The 22,314-nt window shown below is 56.7% G+C and carries 15 protein-coding genes; 4 read left to right on the forward strand and 11 right to left on the reverse strand.

Translation table 11 applies throughout. The annotated features are described in order from the left end of the window. Nucleotides 1-82 precede the first annotated feature (82 nt). From IDH45_RS13250 to IDH45_RS13270, 5 genes are all read right to left on the reverse strand, one after another. Nucleotides 83-1,414 carry an extracellular solute-binding protein gene (locus tag IDH45_RS13250; RefSeq protein ID WP_190928297.1) on the reverse strand — a complete coding sequence of 444 codons (1,332 nt, stop codon included), beginning with the start codon at nucleotides 1,412-1,414 and terminating at the stop codon, nucleotides 83-85. 213 nt (nucleotides 1,415-1,627) lie between these two features. Beyond that, nucleotides 1,628-2,818 carry a M20 family metallopeptidase gene (locus tag IDH45_RS13255; protein WP_317891202.1) on the reverse strand — a complete coding sequence of 397 codons (1,191 nt, stop codon included), beginning with the start codon at nucleotides 2,816-2,818 and terminating at the stop codon, nucleotides 1,628-1,630. A gap of 63 nt (nucleotides 2,819-2,881) precedes the next feature. After that, nucleotides 2,882-3,973 carry an alanine racemase gene (locus IDH45_RS13260; RefSeq protein ID WP_190928299.1) on the reverse strand — a complete coding sequence of 364 codons (1,092 nt, stop codon included), beginning with the start codon at nucleotides 3,971-3,973 and terminating at the stop codon, nucleotides 2,882-2,884. A gap of 105 nt (nucleotides 3,974-4,078) precedes the next feature. Beyond that, nucleotides 4,079-5,632 carry a response regulator gene (locus IDH45_RS13265; RefSeq protein ID WP_190928301.1) on the reverse strand — a complete coding sequence of 518 codons (1,554 nt, stop codon included), beginning with the start codon at nucleotides 5,630-5,632 and terminating at the stop codon, nucleotides 4,079-4,081. Then, on the reverse strand, nucleotides 5,629-7,401 hold the full coding sequence (locus IDH45_RS13270; protein WP_190928303.1) for a cache domain-containing sensor histidine kinase: 1,773 nt from the start codon (nucleotides 7,399-7,401) through the stop codon (nucleotides 5,629-5,631). The genes IDH45_RS13265 and IDH45_RS13270 overlap by 4 nt, the downstream gene beginning before the upstream one ends. Nucleotides 7,402-7,564: 163 nt before the next feature. On the opposite strand from IDH45_RS13270, the gene IDH45_RS13275 reads away from it, so the two are divergent. From IDH45_RS13275 to IDH45_RS13285, 3 genes are read left to right on the forward strand one after another with little or no spacing between them, the layout of a single operon-like run. Beyond that, complete coding sequence (locus tag IDH45_RS13275; protein WP_190928305.1) at nucleotides 7,565-8,224, forward strand: helix-turn-helix transcriptional regulator; 660 nt, start codon at nucleotides 7,565-7,567, stop codon at nucleotides 8,222-8,224. A 43-nt stretch (nucleotides 8,225-8,267) separates the two neighbouring features. Next, on the forward strand, nucleotides 8,268-9,875 hold the full coding sequence (locus tag IDH45_RS13280) for an N-acyl-D-amino-acid deacylase family protein (RefSeq protein WP_190928307.1): 1,608 nt from the start codon (nucleotides 8,268-8,270) through the stop codon (nucleotides 9,873-9,875). A 45-nt stretch (nucleotides 9,876-9,920) separates the two neighbouring features. Further along, a complete protein-coding gene (locus tag IDH45_RS13285) occupies nucleotides 9,921-10,388 on the forward strand; it encodes a RidA family protein (RefSeq protein ID WP_190928309.1) in 468 nt (155 codons plus the stop codon). Between the two features lie 144 nt (nucleotides 10,389-10,532). Here IDH45_RS13285 and IDH45_RS13290 read toward each other — a convergent pair whose 3' ends face one another. From IDH45_RS13290 to IDH45_RS13310, 5 genes are all read right to left on the reverse strand, one after another. After that, nucleotides 10,533-12,644, reverse strand: a complete 2,112-nt coding sequence (locus IDH45_RS13290; RefSeq protein ID WP_190928311.1) for a glycosyl hydrolase family 28-related protein — start codon at nucleotides 12,642-12,644, stop codon at nucleotides 10,533-10,535. A gap of 284 nt (nucleotides 12,645-12,928) precedes the next feature. Beyond that, complete coding sequence (locus IDH45_RS13295) at nucleotides 12,929-13,723, reverse strand: sugar phosphate isomerase/epimerase family protein (protein WP_190928312.1); 795 nt, start codon at nucleotides 13,721-13,723, stop codon at nucleotides 12,929-12,931. 148 nt (nucleotides 13,724-13,871) lie between these two features. Further along, nucleotides 13,872-15,392 carry a hypothetical protein gene (locus tag IDH45_RS13300; protein ID WP_190928314.1) on the reverse strand — a complete coding sequence of 507 codons (1,521 nt, stop codon included), beginning with the start codon at nucleotides 15,390-15,392 and terminating at the stop codon, nucleotides 13,872-13,874. Beyond that, nucleotides 15,379-15,927 (reverse strand): RNA polymerase sigma factor, encoded by a 549-nt coding sequence (locus IDH45_RS13305; RefSeq protein WP_317891203.1) that lies wholly within the window; start codon nucleotides 15,925-15,927, stop codon nucleotides 15,379-15,381. The genes IDH45_RS13300 and IDH45_RS13305 overlap by 14 nt, the downstream gene beginning before the upstream one ends. Nucleotides 15,928-16,119: 192 nt before the next feature. After that, on the reverse strand, nucleotides 16,120-17,004 hold the full coding sequence (locus IDH45_RS13310) for an AraC family transcriptional regulator (RefSeq protein WP_190928316.1): 885 nt from the start codon (nucleotides 17,002-17,004) through the stop codon (nucleotides 16,120-16,122). A gap of 123 nt (nucleotides 17,005-17,127) precedes the next feature. Between IDH45_RS13310 and IDH45_RS13315 the strand changes: the two genes are divergently transcribed. Continuing rightward, nucleotides 17,128-20,043: a family 78 glycoside hydrolase catalytic domain gene (locus IDH45_RS13315; RefSeq protein ID WP_190928318.1), complete on the forward strand. Its 2,916-nt coding sequence runs from the start codon at nucleotides 17,128-17,130 to the stop codon at nucleotides 20,041-20,043. Between the two features lie 662 nt (nucleotides 20,044-20,705). Here the strand turns inward: IDH45_RS13315 and IDH45_RS34965 are convergent. Continuing rightward, nucleotides 20,706-21,983, reverse strand: a complete 1,278-nt coding sequence (locus IDH45_RS34965) for a cytochrome P450 (RefSeq protein ID WP_190928320.1) — start codon at nucleotides 21,981-21,983, stop codon at nucleotides 20,706-20,708. Between the last annotated feature and the right edge of the window lie 331 nt (nucleotides 21,984-22,314).

The raw sequence follows: 22,314 nt of genomic DNA on the forward strand, positions 1-22,314 counted from the left end.
CGTCTTCCAACGGAAGCCGGACCGGGTTTCCCGATGAAAGACCGGTCCGTACCGTTTGGTTCTATTTCTGCCGAACAAGTGCTTATTTGCCTAACGAACGGGCTTGCGCGTCTTGCAGCTTCTTCGCGATCTCTTCCGGCTTCCCGCCCATAAGCAGCTCCTGCAGCCCGTTGTTGATCGCTTCCGCGCCTTGCGAGCTCAAGTAAGCGTCATATACCGGAGTGAACTTTACCGTTTTCGACAAGTTGTACGCTTTATAGAACAGCGAAGTGACCTTCGACTGATCGACATCCACTTTATAATTGACGATCGTATTGCTTTCCGCTACCGCCTTCATTCCTTCCGGACCGCTGACCGTATAGATCAGTTCAAGAGCCGCGTCCAGCTTTTTGCCCGTCAGCTTTTTGTTAACCGCCAGACCTCCGCCTGCGCCGCCGGAGAGCGTATTCGGATCACCTTTGCCGCCCGGAACGGACGGAAGCACCGCGACTTCGACCTGATCCAGCTGTTCCTTCGTTCCCGTCGCCGCCATGTTCGTGAGCGCCCATGCGCCGTCGATCATCATAGCCGCTTTGCCGGAGATGAAATATTGCTCCATCTGCGTGTTGTCCAGGCTGTTGAAGCCTTGCTGGAAGGCGCCCGCATCGGACAGCCCCTTGAGCAGCGTCAGCGCCTGAACAAATTCCGGATCGGTGAATTTCGCGCCTTCCTGCTTCGCCGCCTTCAGGAACCAGTCGCTGCCGGTTACCCGGTCGGCCAAGGAGCTCAGAATGCTCGATTGGGCCAGCCATGCGGCTTTGTTGCCGAGCGAGATCGGCGTAATTCCTTTATCCTTGAACGCCTTGATGGCCGTATGCAGCTCGTCCCAAGTTTTCGGAACCGTGACGCCATGTTTGTCGAACAACGACTTGTTGTAGAAAAACAACGAAGTGACGGACGCATTGATCGGAACGGCGTATACTTGATCGTTAAACGACAGCGGGTCGAACGCACCTGGCGTGAAGTTGTTTTTCCAGTCCGGATATTTAGTAAGCAGCGGCGTAATCGGCTGAATCAGCCCGCCGTCATGGAATTCCTTAATGCCCGAGCCCGAGTGGGCGAAAAATACGTCCGGCATCTCGTCGGCCGCCGCGACCGTCTTAAGCCGCTGACGGTATCCGTCCGGCGGGATCGCCTGGGCGTCCAGCTCGACTTCCGGGTGAGCCGCTTTAAACTTGTCGATTTGAGCCCGGACCGCTTTGGCACGAAGGTCGTCGCCGGAGAAGTTATGCCAGATGGAGAGTTTCACTTTTTCGGCAGCGGGCGTATCGGTTTTCGCACCGCCGGAGGCACCGTTTTCTGCAGGCTGGCCGCATGCTGCAATCGTCGCTATTGCCATTACGGATGCTAAACTTGCCGCAATTTTCTTTTTCATGTTTGGGCTCCCCTCTTCTTTTCAAAGTATACCCTAAGTATAAAAGGCGCTTGCGGTATCTAGTAGGGGAGAACCTTCAGCCGATAGGTAGACAATTTCCGGTTCTTCCCGGTATTCCCCCGCTCAGGCGCAAAAAAACCGCCATAAGGCGGCAGGTCGAACGATTACATCGAAATACCCAAGCGATAATTACGAACCCGGGTTAAAGGAAAATCAGTCCTCGTCCTCTTCCCCATAGTGCATTGCCGTGTAGATCAAAATAGCGGCTGCCTTCGCGACTTCGGCGAGCTCCACCCATTCGTCCGCCGTATGCGCCTCGGATATGTTGCCAGGCCCGAATACGATGGCCGGCACCGAAACGCGCGTCAGCTTGCTGGCGTCGCTGCAATAAGGAGCGCCGATCGCCTCGCGTCCGGCCGAGTACGTATTAGCCGCCGCGAGCAGCGTGTGCGTCAATGGATGGTCCGGCGATACTTCCATCGCATAGTCGGTTAAAAAAGGCCGATGCACCTCAACCTTCACGCCGGCCGGCATGGGCAGCAGCAGGATACGCTCGCGCAGCTCCGACCATACGTCCTCCCACTCCTGTCCGGGAATCGTACGAATATCGATTGAGATCGTGCAGCGGTCCGCAACCGTATTCGGGGCGACTCCGCCTTCGATCATACTGATGCATAGCGACGGAGGCCCGGTCAGTGCATGGGACCGGCTCGGAAACGATTCGCGTGCGTGCTGCCGGAGCCAAGCGATCACCTCCGCCATGCTCTCGATGGCGTTCGCTCCTTGCTCCGGCGTCGAACTGTGCGCGGCGACACCGGTTACTTCGACGCGAAAGCGCAGCACGCCTTTGTGCGCAATAATCGGATGCAGCCGGGTAGGCTCTCCGACGATGGCGGCATCGTAGCGAAGCTCTCCGCTCCGGACCCGTTCGGCCAGAGCCGATACGCCTTTATACGTCGTTTCCTCGTCGATGACCGCAGCCAGATGAACATGGGCGGCCGGAATCAGCTTATGCCGCACCATCGTCTCCAGCGCTACGAGCATGGCGGCCAGCGACGCTTTCGTATCGCAGGCGCCGCGGCCGTACAGCTTGCCCTCCCGTGCGCCTGCAGCGAACGGATCGATCGTCATCCCGGACGTCTGCACCGTGTCCATATGCGCTTCCCACAATAAATGTCGACCGCCCCGGCCTTGGAGCGTGCCGATCACATTGTCCCTGCAGGCTTCCACGGTCTGCACATCGACGCTAAGCGCCAGACGTTCGAAAAACTGCCGGACGTAAACGGCGACCCGCCCTTCTCCGGTTCCTCCGGGAAATCCCGGATTCACGCTTGGAATACGCACCAGGTCTGACAAAACTTCGGTTATGCGGTTTTCATCGATAAGATCCTTATAAAGTGCCACGGGAAAATCCCCCTAATAGAGGTTGTTCAAAAAGTTCACTTTTGGGGACTTTTTGAATTCGCACTAATAATTGCAGCCACGCGCGTCGATTACGATGCTTCGCTCTACACGCCCTTGGCGGACACCGGCAATCGTATCGCATAAATTCGGGATGACGCACGAATGATTCGGAATAATCTCGATCCGGTCGCCGACCGACAACGTCACTTCCGCCGGATCGAACTGAAGAAAGCCGTGCTCTTCGTTCAGCCCGGTTATCCGGATATCCGGCCGGCCGACTACGATGCCGAAGCCTTCCCGATGATGCGCCTTGTCGCTCGTCAGCGTCTTGGTCCCTGCGTCGATCGTCGCCCTTCCCGGCAGAGGCGTGCTGACGACGGTTGCGACGACCCGCAGCGCGCAATCTTCTTCGCTTGCAAATCCCATGGCGACGCCGGATACGTCAAACAAAATATAATTACCGGCTCTCACCTCGGTTGCGCTGCTCAGCTCCTCGCATAACAAGGCTGCGGGCGACGAGCCTGTACTGACGATATCGACGGCGATTCCGGCTTCGGCAAGCGCTTGGGCTGTCTGCCGCATCGTATCGGATTCCAGACGTACGGCGGCGCGGAACGAAGCTTCATCCGTATTTCCGTAGACGGTGCCGAAGTAACCCATAATGCCGCGAACCCGGATACCCGGCAGCGAGACGATCTCGCGTGCGAATGCAACCGCATCTTCGCCAGGCTGCCGTCCCCCGCGGTTCAGTCCCCCATCGATCTCGATCAGCGTGTCCACCGGTTTCCCGGACGCGACGCCTACACGGGACAAGCCTTCCGCGCCGTATACGCTGTCTACCGTCGCGATAACCGCCGCCTTTTTGTGAAGCCGTTCGAACCGGGCCAGCTTGTCGTCCCCGATGATCGGATAAGCGATCAAGATATTGTCGATGCCCGCTTCCGCGAACGTCTCCGCTTCGGAAAGCTTCGCCGTCGTGATCCCGATCGCTCCGGCCTCCAGCTGCTTGCGGGCGAAATAGACCGATTTCGTCGATTTGATATGGGGGCGATGGCGGATGCCGTACTGCTTCAGCTTGGCAGCCATTCGCCCGATGTTGCGCTCTGCAATGTCCAAATCTACGATTACTGCCGGAGTTGTCAGTTCGTTGTACATGATTGTCTCTCTCCCTTGTGTCGAATCGGTTGCCGCCGCGGACCTATGTCCAGTACATCTCGTACATGCTATGCCAGGATGCTTCAGGAACAGGCAAGGCTGCATTCAGCTTCCCGGCGACTGTCTGAACTCGGACGGCGTTTTGCCGTAATACTTTTTGAACTGCTGGCTAAAATATTTAATATCTTCGTAGCCGACGGCGCCGGCCACTTCGCCGATCTTCATCTGCGTACTGCTCAGCACGTCCGCCGCCTTGCGCATCCGCTCCATCGTGACGAACTCGATATAGCTCTGTCCCGTCTCCTTCTTGAATACTTCGCTGAAATGGTTCGGCGTCAGATGAACGAACCGGGCGACATCCTGCAGCGTCAGATGCTGATCGAGACGATCGCGGATATACGCGATCGCGCGCTGCATGTACGTATACCGGGAATCGCTGATCGTATCGTGGAAGGCGGACATGAGCGACGACAGGATGCGGAACAGCTCCGCCTCCGGCCTCGGATCGGTATCGAACGGATACGCGGTCGCCGGAGGAGCGGACGCACGCCCGTCTCCCTTCGCCCGCTCCAGCCAGCGGTGGCCGGCGAACACGACCGACTGCAAGTACGCTTGCAGCGAGTTCGGCGTGACTGCACCGTCATCCATCTGCTCGCGCACGATACGGTTGACCCATTGGCGCAGCTGGGCGGGATTGTTGCTGACGAGAATGCCGGAGAGCTCCTTCTCCTCTTCCTGCGAGCATACCGTTCGGCCGCCGCTGCGGGAGGTGATGTCGCCAAGTGCATAAACGCCCGACTCGCCAAGCAGCAGACGGTACGAATAGATGCTCTCGGCTTCCCGGAACGACCGGTGCAGCTCCTGAGGACGTGCGACGATACATCCCGCGGCGGCGAAAACCGTACACTTCAGCGTTTGCCCGACTCTCCGGACCGCCCGTTCCAGCTCGCCGGTTCCCTCATTCGCGGAATCCACCCGCACGACGAGCGTGATCCGTTCTCCTTTCACCAGCGATAGGGACGGCAGCAGTTCGCTGAGCATGTTATCCGCCGCCCCATTCAGCAGATCGGCGAGATGGCCTTCGCCCCAGCCCGCCGCCTGGACCAGAATCACCCTCATCGGACACGTTCCGTCCGCCGGCAAAGCTATCTTGCGCCGCTCGCCAAGCCAGCTTTGCACTAGAACCGGATCGGTATCGTTTCCCGTCCTGCCCTCGAATACCCGCTCCAGCAGCTGATGCCGGAACGCGGCGGTTCGCGCCTGCTCGTTGCGCAACAGCTCCCATTTGTCCATTATCGTTTGCCGGGCTTTTAACGCCGCTTTGATGATCTCCTCCGGGCCGCTTGTTTTCAGCAAATAATCGGCTACCCCTTGGCGGAGCGCCTGCTGCGCATAGGCAAATTCGTCGTATCCGGTCAAAATGACGATTTCCGTATCCGGCAGCAGCTTCTTGATCTCTTGTGCCAGCACGATTCCGTCCATCCCCGACATCCGGATGTCGGTCAGCACGATATGCGGCTTCTCTTGCGGAATCCGCTCCAGCGCTTCCTCGGCCGATTCCGCCGGTTCAAGCAGCGTAAGACCCAGCTCTTTCCAATCGATAACCGTGCACAGCCCGGTGCGGATAATCACTTCATCGTCAACGATCAATATTCTCATAAAAGTTCCTCCCGAATAGGAATCGTAAACGAGAAACGGGTGCCTATGCCGCTCTCGCTCTCGATCGTCAGCCCGGTATCGGCTCCGTAATGAAGCTGCAGCCGTTGGTGCACATTGCGCAGACCGAACCCGGACCTCCCGGGCTCCAGACTGCTCGTGCCGGAAGCGGCGTTCAGGTTGCGGCGCACTTCCCGCAGCTTCTCCTCCCCGATGCCGACTCCGGTATCTTCGACGACAAAGGTCATCGTGTCCCCGTGCCGCTCGCCGTATACGTACAGATGTCCTTTTTCTTTCTTCTTCTGAAGCCCGTGCATGATGCAATTCTCGATCAGCGGCTGCAGCAGCAGCTTCAGCATCGGCTTGCCGTTCAAGTCGGGATCGATATAAAACTCGGTACTGAATTTGTCCTGAAACCGGATGGACATGATCGTTACGTAATTTTGCGCATGAGAAACTTCCTGCTGTACGCTGCAAAACTCCTCGCCCTTGTTCAGGCTGAAGCGCAAAAAGTCACTGAGGGCGCCGACCATGCCGGCGATCCGCTGATCTTTGTTCATCAGTGCCATCCAATGGATCGAAGACAGTGTGTTGTACAAGAAATGCGGATTGATCTGCGCCTGCAGCGCCAAAATGTCCGCTTCCTTCTTCTTCGCTTCGTTTTGCTGCACCTGATCCTTCAACCGCTCGATCCGGTCGCCCAGCTTGTTGTAGCTGTGGAGCAGGAGACCGACCTCGTCGGAGCTTTTGACCTCGAACGCCGGAAGCGGCTCGTCCGGATTGATGTCCTTCATCTTGACGGCAAGCCCGGCCAGCGGCCGCGTCACCCAGCGGATAAACCAGAGCACGAGAGCGATCGACAACAGCAGCGCGATTCCGATCGCCACCGCCGTCACCGTAAGCACGAACCGGTTCTGCGACGTATACACGCCGGTAGGAATGACCCCGACCAGCTTCCATTCCGGCTGCGACAGCTTGTGATACAGCACCGTATTTTCCTGCTTGTTTTCGGCGGCATAAGTGAAAACGCCTTCATTACCGATAAGCGGCCCCGCATGAGGCAGCCGTTCATACAAGGAGCGGTTCAGCCAATCAGCCGAATCGCCGGACAATATTCGATCGTTCTCGTCGACGATCATCACGAAGCCGGTTTTCTCCCAGCCGGAGCCCTTAATGATTTTGCGCATCTCCGCTTCGTCCAGGCTGATCGACAAGACGCCGAGCATCTGGAATTTGCTAAGGCTACGGATCGGGCGGACCAGCGAGACGACCCGTTTCAGACCGTCGGCCGAAGTTTGATTTTCATACAGCGAGGTCCATCCTTTCGTCCTGCCCGCCATCAGCTCCCGCCTTTCCTCAAGCTGCTTCGTCAGTCCCGAGTGAACGATCGTCGTATTGGAAAGTACCGGGAAGTCGCTGGTCGGCGTTATCGTTACATTGGATATATAAGGTTTGGAAAATACGAGATTGGTCAAAAATCCGATGTTATTCGCAAACAGAGTAATATCGGCGCGTTCGTTGTCCAAATATTGCTGGATGTCTTTCTCGCCGATGATAAACACGGACATGCTCTCCACATCGCGCACCATAAAGTCAAGCCGGTCACCCATCTGGCGCAGCATGTTCATGCCCGACTGCTTCTCCTTCTCCTCCGTCAGCGACGACGCGATCCAGTAAGAAACGACGCCTGTGGCGATAAGCGGCAGCACGACGGCGATCAGCAGCAGTAGCGACAACTTGCGCTGCAGGGAATTGGCCAGCCAACGTTTCATTTTCGCCCCTCCTCGCTGCTACTATATCATACTTTTTTTGATGCTAACAAACTTTTTGTTTGATTTTCTTCTCGGCGGTATGATACCATTTTCCCGCAAGCATCGTAAAATTAGTACAAACCGGCTGCGGCGGCTTTCCGCAGAGATGGAGGTTCTGAGGCGAATGGAAACGGTACGGCGCGAGCTCGCTTTTTTGACCGACCTGCTTAAAGGCATCGCGGCCCAATTCGGCGATTCGTGCGAGGTTGTACTGCACGATCTGACCCGATCTTACGACAGCACGATCATCGCGATCGAGAACGGGCACATTACCGGACGCAAGGTCGGCGATCCGGGCACGAATCTGGGCCTCGAGCTGCTGCGCGGCAATCAGGTGAACGGAAATAAGTTCAACTACGTGACCCAGACGAAGGACGGCCGCATTCTTCGCTCGACGTCAATCTATATGAAAAACGACGAAGGCAAAATCATCGGTTCGTTATGCATCAATTTTGACATTACGTCTCTGATAATGGCCGAGAAGATGCTGCACTCGATGACGATGACCAATCTTCAGCCCGACGTGAAGGAGTCGTTCGTCACCAATGTCGGCGATCTGCTTGAGGCGCTTATTCAAGAGGCGCAGGACCATGTCGGCAAGCCGGTCGCTTTAATGACGAAGGAAGACAAAGTGAAAATGATATCGCTGCTCGACCGCAAAGGCGCATTTCTGATCAAAAAAGGCGGCGAGAAAGTGTGCGGGTATTTGAACATCTCCAAATACACCCTGTACAGCTATATGGAGGAAGGCAAAAACGCGGACGAACCGCCCGAAGAAGCGTAATCGCTCAGCTGGTATCGTCACCGCATGTGGGAGGGGCAGCAAAATGCTGGATTATATCATTCGCAACGGCCGGATCGTCGACGGCACGGGAAATCCGTGGTTTACCGGGGATGTAGGCATCAAGGACGGCATCATCGCAGCCGTCGGCAAGGTCGATCAGGAGGCCACCCGCACCGTAGAGGCGCACGGACGCGTGATCGCGCCCGGATTCATCGACGGACACTGCCACTCCGATCTGATGATTTTCGATTATCCGCAAAGCGAAATCAAGCTTCGCCAAGGCGTCACCACCGAGGTCGTCGGCAATTGCGGTCTCGCCCCCGCCCCTTATGTGAAGCACCGGGCAGAAATGCTGAAGAGTTATGTGCAGCCCGTGCTCGGCAAAACCGATTGGGAATGGCCGTGGGAAACGGTCGGTCAATATATGGACCACTTGGCGGCCAGCCGTCCTTCCGAGCATCTGGCTACTTATGTCGCTCACGGCTCGCTGCGCATCTCGGTTATGGGCTTCGACAACCGGCCGGCAACCCGCGACGAGCTGGAGCAGATGAAGCAAATTTTGGACGAAGGCATGCGGGCGGGCGCGATCGGCTTGTCGATCGGCTTGCTGTATGCGCCGGGCAGCTATACGACGCGGGAAGAACTCGCCGAGTTATGCTCTGTCCTGCCGAAGCACGACGGATTGCTCGCCACCCATATCCGCGGCGAAGGAAACAATCTGATCAAGTCAGTGAAGGAAGTGATCTGGATCGCCGAACGGGCTGGAGTCCCGCTTCATATCAGCCATCTGAAGGCGGCCGGCAAGGCGAACTGGGGCAAAGTGCTGGAAGCTGTCGAGCTGATCGAGGACGCGCGGGCGCGCGGCATGGACGTCACCTGTGACGTATATCCGTATAACGCCGGCTCCACGACGCTGACGACGGTGCTGCCGCCGTGGGTGCTCGAACGCGGCATCGCGGGCACGCTGGACGCGTTCCGCGACCCGGCTCTGCGCAAGCGGATCAAGGACGAGCTCGGTCAGGAGCAAACGGATTGGGACAACCTCGTCTGCTCGACCGGCTGGCAGAGCGTGATCATCTCCGCCATGCACACCGAGGCGAACCGTCATCTGGAGGGGTTGTCGATTGCGGAGATCGCCGAGCGGCGCAGCCAGCATCCGGTCGACTGCATGATGGATCTGCTTCTGGAGGAGGACGGCCGCATCTCGATCGTTTACTTCCATATGTCCGAGGACGACGTTACTCAAGTGATCGGTTACGAGAAAGCGTTGATCGCTTCCGACAGCCTCACCTGCGAGACAGGCAAGCCGCATCCGCGTCTATATGGTACGTTCCCCCGCGTATTTGCCAAATATGTGCGGGAAAAGCGCGTCCTGTCGCTCGAGCAGGCAGTGCGCAAGCTGACTTCGTTCCCGGTGCAGCGGTTCAAGCTCGGCAAGCGCGGATTGATCGTTCCCGGCTATATCGCCGATCTGGTCGTATTCGACCCGGAGACGATCCGGGATACCGCAACGTTCGAAGAGCCCCGTCAATATCCGGAGGGCATCTCCGACGTATGGGTCGGCGGCCGGGCAACCTTAAGCGGCTACAACCATACTTCTTCGCGTGAAGGCGTACTGATCCGCGCCGCCACATGCTGCCATCATCATTAAGCTTTTTACCGAAACCATAACACACATCCTGGAGGTTATCTCACTATGGCAATCATCGAACAACGACTGGAACAGCTCGGCATCGTGCTCCCACCCCCGCCCCAGCCGCGGTTTACGTATATTCCGGCGAACCGGACCGGCAATCTGCTTTACTTGTCCGGTCAAGATGCGCGCGATGCTAACGGCGTGCTGATCTATGAAGGCAAAGTCGGCAGCGATCTTACGATCGAGCAGGGCCAGGAATGCGCCCGTCAAGTAATCGTCAACTGTCTAGCCGTGCTCCAAGGGTATCTCGGCGATCTCGACCGCGTCGTCAAAGTCGTCAAAATGCTCGGCTTCGTCAACAGCGCCCCCGGCTTCGGCGACCAGCCGTACGTCATGAACGGCGCATCGGACTTGCTGGTGGAAGTGTTCGGAGAAAACGGCCGCCATTCACGCTCCGCCATCGGCACCAGCGATCTGCCGTTCCATACGCCGGTAGAGATCGAGCTGATCGTCGAGATCCGGGACTAATGTCCAGATCATGCTTCTCGCATATAACGCCAAAGCCGGCCTCATGGCCGGCTTTTCCTATTCCTAGGCAACATCTCAAGCAGCTTGCCACCCACTACCCGCTGAGCACCGGTACCGCGAGCGTGCCCGGCGACTTAGCTCCGTTCAAGCCATACCGTAAGTCTGCTCATAAAATTTCCCTCTCACCCGCAGGACGAGACTGGCCGGGCCGTTTGTTTCGTTCGGCAGATTGGCGGTCAGATTCGTCGCCGGGCCTGTGCCGCTGCGCAGCTCGATTTTCAACGCGGTCGAATAGCTGCTCATCCGGTACGGAACCGCCTGCGCGGAGAAAGTGCCCGCTCTCGCCCATACATTCGCATCGGCCGCTCTGGAATCGGCAACCGTTACTTCAACCTCCTGATAATCGGCCGCATTGTCGATAATTACGCTCGTGTACAAGTTGTATTTGGCCGTAAAAGACTTCTCTCCCAAGTAGATGCCCTTCGCAAAATCGTCGGTAGACCCGGGGACGGGAGTCGGCGTCCACTGCATATAGTTCCATCCCGCTTCGGCTATGGCATAACGGAACAAAGCTTCGGCAGCCTTTGATTTGGCCGTCGCCTGGATAGCGTTAGGCTTCGTCACCCGGTGCTCGATCACGCCCCCGTTGTTGCGCAGCTCGATCTGGAATTCGTAAGGCATGAGGAGAACGTGTCCCAGTCTCCGGAACGGAGGTTCGATATGCGCGCCCTGGCAAAACTCGATCTCCTGATAAATCGGATTGGTCCGGTTATAAGGAAATTCGCAGGCGATCAGCCGGGGCTGGATCGTATGCTTCGAGGCGCGGATCGGCCCGCTCTCCGCCCGGCAGTTCACGAAGGTCGGCCGGATGACGCGATCCAGTACGATCGAGGCGCTCTCCCGCGTCTGAATCGAGCAGTTGACGAAGCGCGGATTGTTGATCCGGTAAGGCGATCCGCTGCCGATGAAGCCGTCGATCTTGATCGGCGTGCTGTCCGGTTCGATCCGGCTTTGCCAGCCTGAGGCGAAGCCGTTGGAATGGTGATCCGTACCGGAGAAGAAGCAGTCGGAGACGAACAGATGGGACAGACCGAACTGCCCCTCCGTCAAGGCATCACCGGTCGGAGGCGTATACCCCGTCTCGTCGGGCGGGTTCCCCTCGTCTCCTCCGAGCACCGCCATCCCGATTTTGCCTTGGAACAGGCAATCCTTGATCGTCGCATACTCGATCGAACCGTATTCAGCTGTTGCTGCCAGCCGTCCCGAAGCGTCCAGAAACAACCCGGCCTTTTGCCAGTACCCGACCACCGATACCCGGTTCAGCTTGACATGCTCGGCGTTGTCGATCCACAAGCCGACGTCGTACATCGCATGCTCGTCCGTCAGCTGCGTAGTGATGCCGCCCAGGTCGTCCCGGATGCGGAAATGGGACAAAATTTTCAGATCAGACAGCTGCGTGCCGTCCGCATCGCTCTCGAACCGGACCGCGCACGTAAAGTTCTGGAAGTCGGCGCGATTACTTGAAAACGCTTGCGAACCGTTGCCGAAAAAAGCCAGAACGGTGCCGTTCTCCATATCGAGCACGCTGTCCGGCAGTACATTGCGCCGCTGTCCGAACGTAAACCAGGACGAGCTGCCCGATCCGCGAACGAACGTATTGCGGGGAATCGTAATCGTATCCGTCAGGCAGAATACGCCGGGAGGAAAAAACAGCGTCTTTCCTCTTGCCGCGGCCAGCGCAGCGCGGATTGCGGACGTATCGTTCGCGGCGCCGTCCCCCTTGGCCCCGAACCATTTGACGTGGATGTTCCCGTCATACCGCCTTTTAAAGCGGGCTCCCATAGCCGATACAATCACGGTTCCCGTATTGTCCGCAGCCGAGTTGTCGGCGGCATCGTACAGGAACGGCCCTTCCTGGCCTGGATCGGTTACGAAATACACCCGGCCTTCCACCGGATTCGTTTCTGTTCTCAGCTCTTCGATCCGGACGCCGCGGACGCAATCTGCCAATAGCGGAAATTCGGGGTCTCCGCCATACACCGATCCGATTACGCCCGATCCTGCCCTTTTCGCGGCCGCGCCCGATTGACCGGCCAGTACGCCCATCGCGGTGAGCGCCGCCCCGGCCGCTCCCATAGCCGCGAGCAACTTGCGGCGGCTCACCGGTTTGCCTTCCCAGCCTTCCTGCTTAATTTTCGCATTTGTATACGGTTTCAAAAGATTCTTTGTGCCGTCTTCGTTACTCCCTGCACGCATTGATTATTCCTCCCGTCACCCGTGTTTGGTCTATATCCGCATATCCACTATCGGCTAAAGACGGAAGCATCCGTAACAGATCCTTCCCGCCCCGCATAAGTGCCCTTCCGAACCATACTTTAGTCGATTGATCCGCACTTGTATATGAACGATTCGCATAGACGTTTTCCGATATTTACATTCGGTATTTGCCGATTATGACCTGGATGAACGGCTTCTTACATTCCTCCCTGATCCATCCGGAAATAAGCGGGCTCGGTCGACACCGCGGCCCGAACCAGCGGCTAGAAATCAATAAAGCCCCGCTGCCGCAGCGCCTCCACCGATTCGGTCAACGAGTCAGCTGTCTTCACTTCGATGACGACCGTCCAATCGTGCTCCCGTGCCAAGCTCAGCCGATCTCCAAGCGGCACGACTCCCTTGTATAAGGGCTGGTGGTCCGATTTGCCGTTATAATCATGCAGATGCATATGCCGGACCCGGCTCCTGTAGCGGTCGAACACTTCTTTTTCCGCGAAACCGGCTTTGGCGTCATGCCCCACATCCCAGGTTAGACGGAAGTTCGGCGAAGCGCTTAACAATTCGAGCGCCCGCCCTACGAACGGCAGCTGGAAATTGCCCGTATTCTCGATACATAAGTCGACCCCGTAACTTTTGGCCAGCCGGTACAGCTCCGCATATGATTTGAGCAGCAGCTCCAGGTACATCTCCTCGTACCGCTCGTTGATCCAAACTTTGGAGTTCGGCAACGTAAAATAGATCCCGTTGTTCAAATGCATCGTGAGCGTGCGGATGCCCGACCGGTTCGCCCACTCCATCGTCTGCTCGCACCTCTTCAGATGCCCTGATCGGATGGAGGGGTGGTACGAAGTTACATCGAGCTCTTCCGGGAGATGGACCGAGAAGTGGATTCCGTAGCGTTCGGTATAGGATCGAATAGCCGAGGGGGACAAGATTTCCGGCAGGCAGATCGGAAGATTCATGTTCAGTTCGACGAAGTGCAGACCGAGTCTGCGGCACAGTTGCACATTGTCTTCGATGGACGCATATTCGACGAGTGTCGGCATTCCAAATCTCATAAAAACCTCCGTGTTCCGCAAATAAATATTTCCTATATATACCATACCATCAAATTGTGCTGCGTATCATCAATTTTTGTGGTTTTTCGGCAAATTTACACAAAAAAACTGCCAGCCCTTAGACCGGCAGCAACCCGATTCGACAAACCTATCCGTTTATTTCATTCGGCTTCAACTGTTCCGTACGTTGCAGCACCATCGCCTTCTTCTTGGAATCGTAGCGGAAATGATACACATCGATATAGTCTTGACCCGCCCCGTATCCGCCGGTCACGATCATCTCTCCGCTTGTTACCTGGAACTGCCGGTTCGGCAGCTGCCCGATATTCGTCCAACTTCGCTCCGGGTCCATCTCGAAGGGTACCGGGAACGCCTTGCCGTCGCTTACTCCGAACAAGTAGGTCTCAAGGGCGTGACAGTCCGTATGCCGCGGAACGTAGGCGAACAGATCCGTGCCGCTTAAGGCGAACGACTTCATTTGTACCGGGGAATCGTTTTTCTGGATGATTTCGAACTCAGTCGGAAACGAAAAAATCGGACTCGCAGCTCCCCCCGATTTGGGTTCCCAAACCGCTTCATAAGCACCTCTCCAATTCAGATCGGTTTCTTGTCCGTAGCAGCTGGGGGCGCCAAGAGCAGCTACTTTCGCCTGACCGGACGGTTTTACGACGATCCGCCCCTCCGTATGGGTTCCAACCGCCCGGTGCGAAAGATCTTCCTTGAGAGCCGTTTCCTCCTCCTCTGTATTACCGGACTCCGCTCTCCCTTCGCTTCCCGTGTCACGAAACGGATTCGGAACAAAATCCGCTTTCTCGATATAACCCGTGTACCCGCCCGGAGCGATAATCACGTAACGGCTGCCGGCTTCGCGCTCGATCCAGATCGGCCCCGGCGACGGCGGACGCTCCTTGGCCCCTCCTTTCTCGGTATAGACGCCGGCTCCTTCGCGCAGCGTTCCTTCCCGTGCGGAAGCGGGATCGAACGCTGCCAGAGCGCTCTTCGGCACCCATTTTTCACCGGTATACGGGGTATCGTACGTAAACAGCCTGATATTGGCCCAGTTCCGGTACTCCCTTGTAACCTGCACGACCTTACCGGCCGGCAGCTCAAAGCCCGAAGGCTTCGCTTCATCCGGATATAACCGGAACACCACCGGATTCAACACCAGCATCTCGTAAGGCTTAACGCTCAGCAGCGCGCCGGTTTCCGGTTCCCGGTTCAAGTACCATTCCGGAATCCACCCGCTCGCTCCCCCGGAAGCAATCTTGGCGAAGTTGCCGCGAATCTCGGTCACTTCGTAAGACAGATCCGCATCCGCAACGAACACCGGTGCGCCGTGCTCATAAGCTCCGGGAGATTGCGTGACCTCGACGTCCCCTTTCAGCCTATACCGTTCCCGCTCCGCAGGCGGATTCGTTTCTGTCCCGGCCTCCCCGCTCCACGGCTTGAGTCCAACCGTCGCCCGCATATCCGGAATTAGGAGCAGCAGTACGATCACGACACCGGCAGCCAGCCACAGCACAGGCTTTGGGCGTCCGTTCCGTTTCGAGCCGGCGCGGCCATCCGCGGCCATCTTTTCGATCCGGTTGATGTTCTGCAGCGTAAATGTCCGCCGATCGAACGGATCGTTTCGCATCTGTTCATACCACTCCGGCTTAGGCTCGTTCATAAGCCGCCCCCTCCTTCCAGATTCTCGTTACTTTGCTGCGCGCCCGAGACAACCGCGACTTTACGGTACCCTGCGATATCCCGAGCACATCCGCGATTTCTTTTATCGTGAGATCGTACCTCGCATCGAGAAGGAGCACCTCTCTATATTTCACCGGCAGCTTCAGCACGATCTGCCATATATCCTCGGCCAGGCAAATCTCCATCGCTTCGTCTTCCGCCGACGAATGGGTTTCTTTGCGGACAATCCAATCCACAAGCGTTACTTTCCGCACGAAGGCCGACCGCCTGTAGTTGATCGCTATATTTCTCGTAATCGAGATCAGCCACGTCCGAAATGACGATTCCCCTCGGAACGAACCGATATTCTGGTACACCTTGAGAAATACATCCTGCGAGATATCGTCTGCGAGATCCGCGCGCTTCGTCATCAAATAAGCGTAATTCCAGACGTCCTGCCCGTATGTGAGCATCAATTCGCGGAACGTCTCCTTGTTCAGTGACGCCATATGCTTCCAATAATCCTGCTCCTCCAACGACCCTTCACCCCGCCCTCTACTTATTGGACAATGGAAACCGGGGAATTGTTCCAATTATAATAAAAATTTTGATTTCGCTTCTCGGCTCCATCGTAGAAAAAGCCGCCTTCCAATCGGAAAGCGGCCGGTATGATGTTTGACCAGGCATAGTCCTCTGCCGGAGGAACCGGAATGATCCGGTTTTGACCGTTACAGCTGCGCCTTCGTTTTGCGGTACTCGCTGGGGGTTGCGCCAACCAGCTTTTTGAACAACCGGTTGAAAAATTTAATATCCCGGTATCCGGCCTTCCAGGCGATCGATGAAATCGTATCGCTGGTCGAAGCCAGCAGCTTGCAGATCAGCTCCATCCGCAGCTTCTGTACGTACTCGGTATAATTCATCCCGGTGCGCGCTTCGAATCTTCGGCGGAATTGCCTCTCGCTCAGTCCCGACTCGGCAGCAAGATCCTGAATCGTAGGAGGCTCCGCCGTCTTTTCCCTGATCCGGTCGAGCACATGCTCCAGCGGATCGTCGAGCGGGGCCGTTTCCCCTGCTATCACCGTTCTCAGCTGGGAGCGGCGCAGATGAAGGAGCAGCCGGATCATCTCCGAACGCATCACTTGCAGATGATCGGGGCGTTTTCTTACGAACTCCTCGAACAACGTATGAACGATCGACTGGAAGGTGCCGTCCGAATCCTGGGCATGAAGCCACATCTGCTCCGGATAAGGCGAAGTGAGGAAGCGGAGCACGGCTGCGTCTTCCGCAAAAAATGGCTCCAGCTTGCGTGAAAACGCGGTGCTGAACAAAATATTGTACACGATCAAATGTTTGCGCTTCGGCTGCGCGTGCGCGGGACGGAAGACGTGGGACACTCCGAGCGGGAGAAAAAAAACGTCCCCCCGTGCAACCGGCAGCGACAATCCTTCGATCCGATGAAAACCGCTCCCCTCGCTGACATAATTGATTTCCAGAAATTCGTGATTATGCTCGGCCAGCTCGAACGACTCGGATACCCGGTTAACGTGAATCGGTGTCTCCTCCGTTATGTATAAACTTAGCGGTATCGTTTGTACAATCCGTTTTACGCTCATCGGCCGATTCTCCTTGTGTCCGTTTCAACCCCATAATATGTCCTAATTGCTACCCCACCTCTGGTTGCTCCTGAATTATACTATACAAAAACAGATTCGCAAACCAGGAGGTTTACCCGAGATATGAAGCCAAACGCAGATTGGAAAGCCAGTTGGATATGGTCCGGCGGAGATACAAGCCCGCGGAACGAATGGCGCTGCTTTCGCAAGCAGTTTACTTTACCATCAGCGGATGCGGGACGGCCGGTACAATTAAAGATTACGGCGGATTCCCGTTACGTCCTGTATGTGAACGGCACAGCGGCGGGACGCGGTCCTGTCCGGTCGTGGCCGTTCGAGCTCGCCTATGACGAGTACGAGATCGGACATCTTCTTCGTCCGGGAACAGACAATACGATAGCGGTGCTGGTGACCCATTACGGCGTCCCGACGTTCCAATATGTGCGCGGACGGGGCGGGTTGCTGGCCCAGGTGGAGCTTTCCGGCGAGGGCGAGCGTACGGTCCTGGCGGCCACGGACGCCAGCTGGACAACCTCCCTCCATGCCGGTTACGATTCGCGTTCACCGCGTATTTCGTGCCAGCTTCCATTCACCGAAGTGTACGATGCCGCAGGCTGTGACGCCAGCTGGAGCGATGCCGGTTTCGACGATTCAGGCTGGGAGAACGTCTCCGTCATCGGCCCTGTCGGCATGGAGCCGTGGACGCAGCTGGTCGAGCGGGATATTCCGCATCTGACCGAGGAACCCGTCTACCCAGTAAGGGTCGAGAGCTTGAGCCGGGTAAAGCCGAGATCGTGGGGAGTCGTGCTGGACCTGCGGAATCATTTCGTTCCGTCTAGCGAACATCATGCCAACAATGTCCGGCTGTACGGTTTCCTCGCTACGGTCATCCGAACGGACAAAGCCGTTCGCGCGACGATCGGCATCGTCGACAGCGGACGGCTGCCCGGGTCGTGCAGCATTAACGGGATCTGGTACCCGGATACGGCTTATTATGGAGAAAAGCCGAGACGTTTTCTCGATGTAGAGCTGCAGCAAGGCGATAATTTCTTGATGCTTGCCTTAAAAGGAACGATTCATGGACACAGCTTCCACTTCGGGATCGATTGCGAAGAGCCGTTTGAAGTCGTCTCCCCTCTTGCCGATGCAGCTGGTACGAATGCAGACAGCCGTTCTTCGTTTGCAACGCTGGGGCCGTTCGATCATATCGAAATCATCGACCACCAGCCGGCACGACCGTTGAATGAATCGCATCCGGATTATGACCGGGCCCGAGCTATTAGCTCGGCAGCAGGTTTGCACGAGTTCCCCGAGTGGCTGCGTCCGGTGGACAATCGTTATGTCAGCAAGGACGACGTGTTCAGCCAATGCATCTGGACGACGCAATCCGTCCGGCTTCCGGTCCCGTATTCGCTTCATCAGGCCGTCATCGCGAACCGGTCGGCGGCCGTCGTGCCTGTATATCCCGGCGAGGACACGGAGATGATCATCGATTTCGGCAAGGAATATACCGGCTATATCGAGTTCGAAGCGGAAGCCTCCGCCGGCACGACTCTGGACTTCTACGGACTGGAGTTTATCCAGGACGGCTGGAGACAGGACACGTTCGAATTGGACAACACGATGCGATACGTCTGCCGGGAAGGCCGTCAATCGTACTCGTCCCCCATCCGTCGCGGCTTCCGCTACTTGATGGTCGTCGTGAGAAACACCGCAGCGCCGGTTCAATTCCACCGCATCTCGATGCTGCAAAGCAATTTTGCAGTCGCCGAGATCGGGCGGTTCCGCAGCTCCGATGCGCTGCTTAACGACATCTGGGAGATTAGCAAGCATACGACCCGGGTGTGCATGGAGGATACGTTCGTCGATTGTCCGGCGTACGAGCAGGCATTCTGGGTAGGCGATGCCCGCAACGAAGCGCTCGTCAATTATTACGTATTCGGCGACGACGCCATCGTCAAGCGTTGTTTGCGGCTCGTTCCCGGCTCGCAGTTCCAGACGCCTTTGTACGCGGACCAGGTGCCTAGCGGCTGGAACAGCGTTATTCCGAACTGGACGTTTTTCTGGGCGATCGCCTGCCTCGAACTGTACGAATTCAGCGGAGACCGCAGCTTTGCCGAGCAAATCTGGCCGCAAGTCCGCAGTACGCTCGATCATTTCGCTGAGAAGCTGGACGACCGCGGCTTGTTATATATGAAGGCATGGAACTTGCTGGACTGGGCCCCGATCGATCAGCCGAGAGACGGTGTCGTTACGCACCAGAACCTATTTTTCGTCAAGGCGCTCCGTTCCGCCTCCCGGATCGCGGCAGATACCGACCCGGCTGGAGCCGCACGGCTGCTCGCCCGCGCCGACGCCTTGAAGACGGCGATCAATGCCCACCTGTGGTCGGAAGAACGAAATGCTTTTGTGGACTGCATTCACAGCGACGGCCGAATATCCAGAGTATTCAGCATGCAGACACAGGTGGTTGCGTATTTGTGCGATATCGCGGAAGGGGAACGTCAGCGCATATTGGAGAACTACGTCGCCGAGCCTCCGGTTGAATTCGTCCAGATCGGCAGTCCGTTCATGTCGTTTTTCTATCACGAGGCGCTGGCCAAGCTGGGCCGGATCGACATCATGCTGGACGACATCCGGACGCAGTACGGGCATATGATCGAACACGACGCGACGACATGCTGGGAAATGTACCCGAGGCCGCTGGAGCGGCGCAACCATCCGAACGAGCTCACGCGCAGCCATTGCCACGCCTGGTCGGCCGGTCCCGGCTACTTCCTGGGGGCGTATATCCTCGGCGTGCGCGGCCTGAATCCGGGCTGGACGAAGATTGCGGTCGAACCGAACATAGCGGACCTCACTTGGGCCACAGGCACGGTTCCCCTCCCCGGACTCGGGCGAATCGATATAACCTGGCACGTGGACCGGGCGAACCGGAAGCTTCGCCTCCGCGTCGAGACGCCACTCGGACGGGAGCTGTCGATAACCGCTCCCGTCGGCTATGAATTGGAGCTGGAGCGGATTGAGCTTGGGTCTTAACTTGTAAGAGGTAGCAGCGATTGGATTGAAAAATAGCCTTCCCGTTTAGCCGCTTGGGCTTCCAGGAAGGCCGTTTTACTGCTGGAAGCTAACCTCCTCCGTTTATTGTTTGCTTCCTCGAATAAGTGTATATGATTTTTCGTATATAATTTTCGATAATAATCCAACTCGGTACATCCTATACGGTTTTTCATATATAATCGCCTATTTCGCTTTCATACGTCAAAATCAATACGAATAATCATATACATTCGGAGTCAAATACAGTTGAATATAAGAAAAGCTTCTAAACGAAGCTCTTGCCACGATGAATGACCCTGCGTAAGAGGTAGCTTTCCTTAGTTCAGAATGTCTCGGTTCGTTTTAGTACTTTAACGCTTTATCGAACTTAGACATTCTGAATCGTTCAGAAAACGGGTGTCCCAAGAGTCAATTTGCGATTTTCGAGCCCCATTGAACCCGATTTTTCTTGTGAAAAAAGGACCTCAGCCTCCACTTTACCGTGGAATTTGGGGTCCTTTCGTATGGATCTTGGGATGTTCCCAATATGATGCGAATGCCTTTGGGACAGCCCCGTGTCTCGTATGCCATAAATCCGTGTCAAACAGTCTGGATTAGTAATCACGCTGCCGATGACGAATGCAAGTCAAGCTTCGCTCCCACTACAACTCCACATGCATCGTGTTCAAGCCCCGAAACAACATATTCGGCCGCCAATCCGGCTTGGCGTCTGCAAGGCTCATGCCGGGGAACTGTTCCACCAGCTTGCCGAGCGCGATCTCACCCTCCATGCGGGCAAGCGGAGCGCCCAGACAAAAGTGGGGACCCGAGGCAAAAGCGAGATGACGGTTCGACGTACGTCCGATATCGAACCGGTTCGCCTGTTGGAACTGCGAAGGATCGCGGTTTGCCGCTCCCAGCATGACGGAGACATACTGCCCCCGCTTGATCGTCTGGCCGCCGATCTCGTAATCGACGGACGCAAGACGTCCTGTCATCTGCACAGGCCCTTCGTACCGCAGCACTTCGTCGACGGCCGGGCGGATCAGCTCCGGCTTCGCGATCAGCCGGGCGAGCTGCCCTGGAAAGCTCAACAGCGTAAGAACCGCGTTGCCGATCAGGTTCACGGTTGTCTCATGACCGGCTACCAGCAGCAGCACGCAGGTCGCAATCAGCTCCTGCTCGGTTAGGGTGCCCCCTTGTCCTTGCGCGGCAAGCAGATCGCTGATCATATCTTCGCGCGGCGACTTCCTGTGCTCCGCAATCAGAAGACGAAAGTAGTCGGTGATCTCGACAGCCGCCTGGGCCGCTTGCTGGGCAAATTCCGGCGGTCTGTCGCCGCCTTCGAGAATTCTGGCGAATGTGTGCGACCACCCTTTGAATAACTCGCGGTCTTCCGGCGGCACTCCAAGCATCTCCGCGATCACGATAACCGGCAGCGGAAATGCGTAGGACGCGATCAAATCCGGCTTCGTTTCCTCCGTCAGCTGCTTGGCCAAATGATCCGCGACCGCCTGTATTTTCGGCTTGAGCCGTTCCATCGTACGCGGCGTAAAGGCGTGGCTGACCTGCCCTCTTAACCTCGTATGGTCCGGCGCATCGCGGAACAGCATCCAATTGCCCAGCAGATCATTCACCGGCTTCCAGACGGACGGCGCGGGCGGCGGGTCCTGTTTCGGAAGCTCCTGCGACGGCGGAGGCGGCGGTACGGCATTCCGGTATTCGCGTACGAATACCGGACTTTTCAAGATTCGATTGACGTCCTCGTAGCGGGAAGCCAACCATTGGTTTCGATCCGTTATGTAATAGAGCGGCTCTCTTTCCAGCAAATAGTTGTAGAACGGATACGGATCGCTGTGCAGCGGTTCGGAGTAGCTCCGGAACCATGCCGCGATGTCGTGCTTCTCCTCGGAGTGGGGGCGAATAAAAATTTCAATCACGCTCCTTTATGGGGGGACGTACCGAAACGTTGAACAAACAAACCGTTATACACATCTTACCAGTATATTCATAGAGACGGCAACGTTCGAGCTGGATACCAAATAGAAGTCTTTTGCGCCTTCTATTTCCGGCTTTTTCGCCTAACGAAAACGAATAGAGGCGGTTTACACCCCTTATTTCAGCCCACTCGTCGCATCTGCACGCTTTTCGCTGGTTTTAGTAGAGTAAAGGACTGGGATGACCAGCCCCTCCTCATCAAACCGTACGTGCGGTTTTCCCGCATACGGCTTTCCGATGTTCTTCACCCTGGGCAGTTATGTACTTGCCTGC

The sequence above is a fragment of the Paenibacillus oceani genome, assembly GCF_014705615.1.
In the GTDB taxonomy this organism is placed as follows: Bacteria; Bacillota; Bacilli; order Paenibacillales; family NBRC-103111; genus Paenibacillus_AB; species Paenibacillus_AB oceani.

Excerpts from the sequence above, each read along its gene's own strand:
- IDH45_RS13250 (WP_190928297.1), bottom strand. The coding sequence starts at position 1,414 with ATGAAAAAGAAAATTGCGGCAAGTTTAGCATCCGTAATGGCAATAGCG.
- IDH45_RS13260 (WP_190928299.1), bottom strand. The coding sequence starts at position 3,973 with ATGTACAACGAACTGACAACTCCGGCAGTAATCGTAGATTTGGACATT.
- IDH45_RS13265 (WP_190928301.1), bottom strand. The coding sequence starts at position 5,632 with ATGAGAATATTGATCGTTGACGATGAAGTGATTATCCGCACCGGGCTG.
- IDH45_RS13270 (WP_190928303.1), bottom strand. The coding sequence starts at position 7,401 with ATGAAACGTTGGCTGGCCAATTCCCTGCAGCGCAAGTTGTCGCTACTG.
- IDH45_RS13275 (WP_190928305.1), top strand. The coding sequence starts at position 7,565 with ATGGAAACGGTACGGCGCGAGCTCGCTTTTTTGACCGACCTGCTTAAA.
- IDH45_RS13280 (WP_190928307.1), top strand. The coding sequence starts at position 8,268 with ATGCTGGATTATATCATTCGCAACGGCCGGATCGTCGACGGCACGGGA.
- IDH45_RS13285 (WP_190928309.1), top strand. The coding sequence starts at position 9,921 with ATGGCAATCATCGAACAACGACTGGAACAGCTCGGCATCGTGCTCCCA.
- IDH45_RS13290 (WP_190928311.1), bottom strand. The coding sequence starts at position 12,644 with ATGCGTGCAGGGAGTAACGAAGACGGCACAAAGAATCTTTTGAAACCG.
- IDH45_RS13295 (WP_190928312.1), bottom strand. The coding sequence starts at position 13,723 with ATGAGATTTGGAATGCCGACACTCGTCGAATATGCGTCCATCGAAGAC.
- IDH45_RS13300 (WP_190928314.1), bottom strand. The coding sequence starts at position 15,392 with ATGAACGAGCCTAAGCCGGAGTGGTATGAACAGATGCGAAACGATCCG.
- IDH45_RS13310 (WP_190928316.1), bottom strand. The coding sequence starts at position 17,004 with ATGAGCGTAAAACGGATTGTACAAACGATACCGCTAAGTTTATACATA.
- IDH45_RS13315 (WP_190928318.1), top strand. The coding sequence starts at position 17,128 with ATGAAGCCAAACGCAGATTGGAAAGCCAGTTGGATATGGTCCGGCGGA.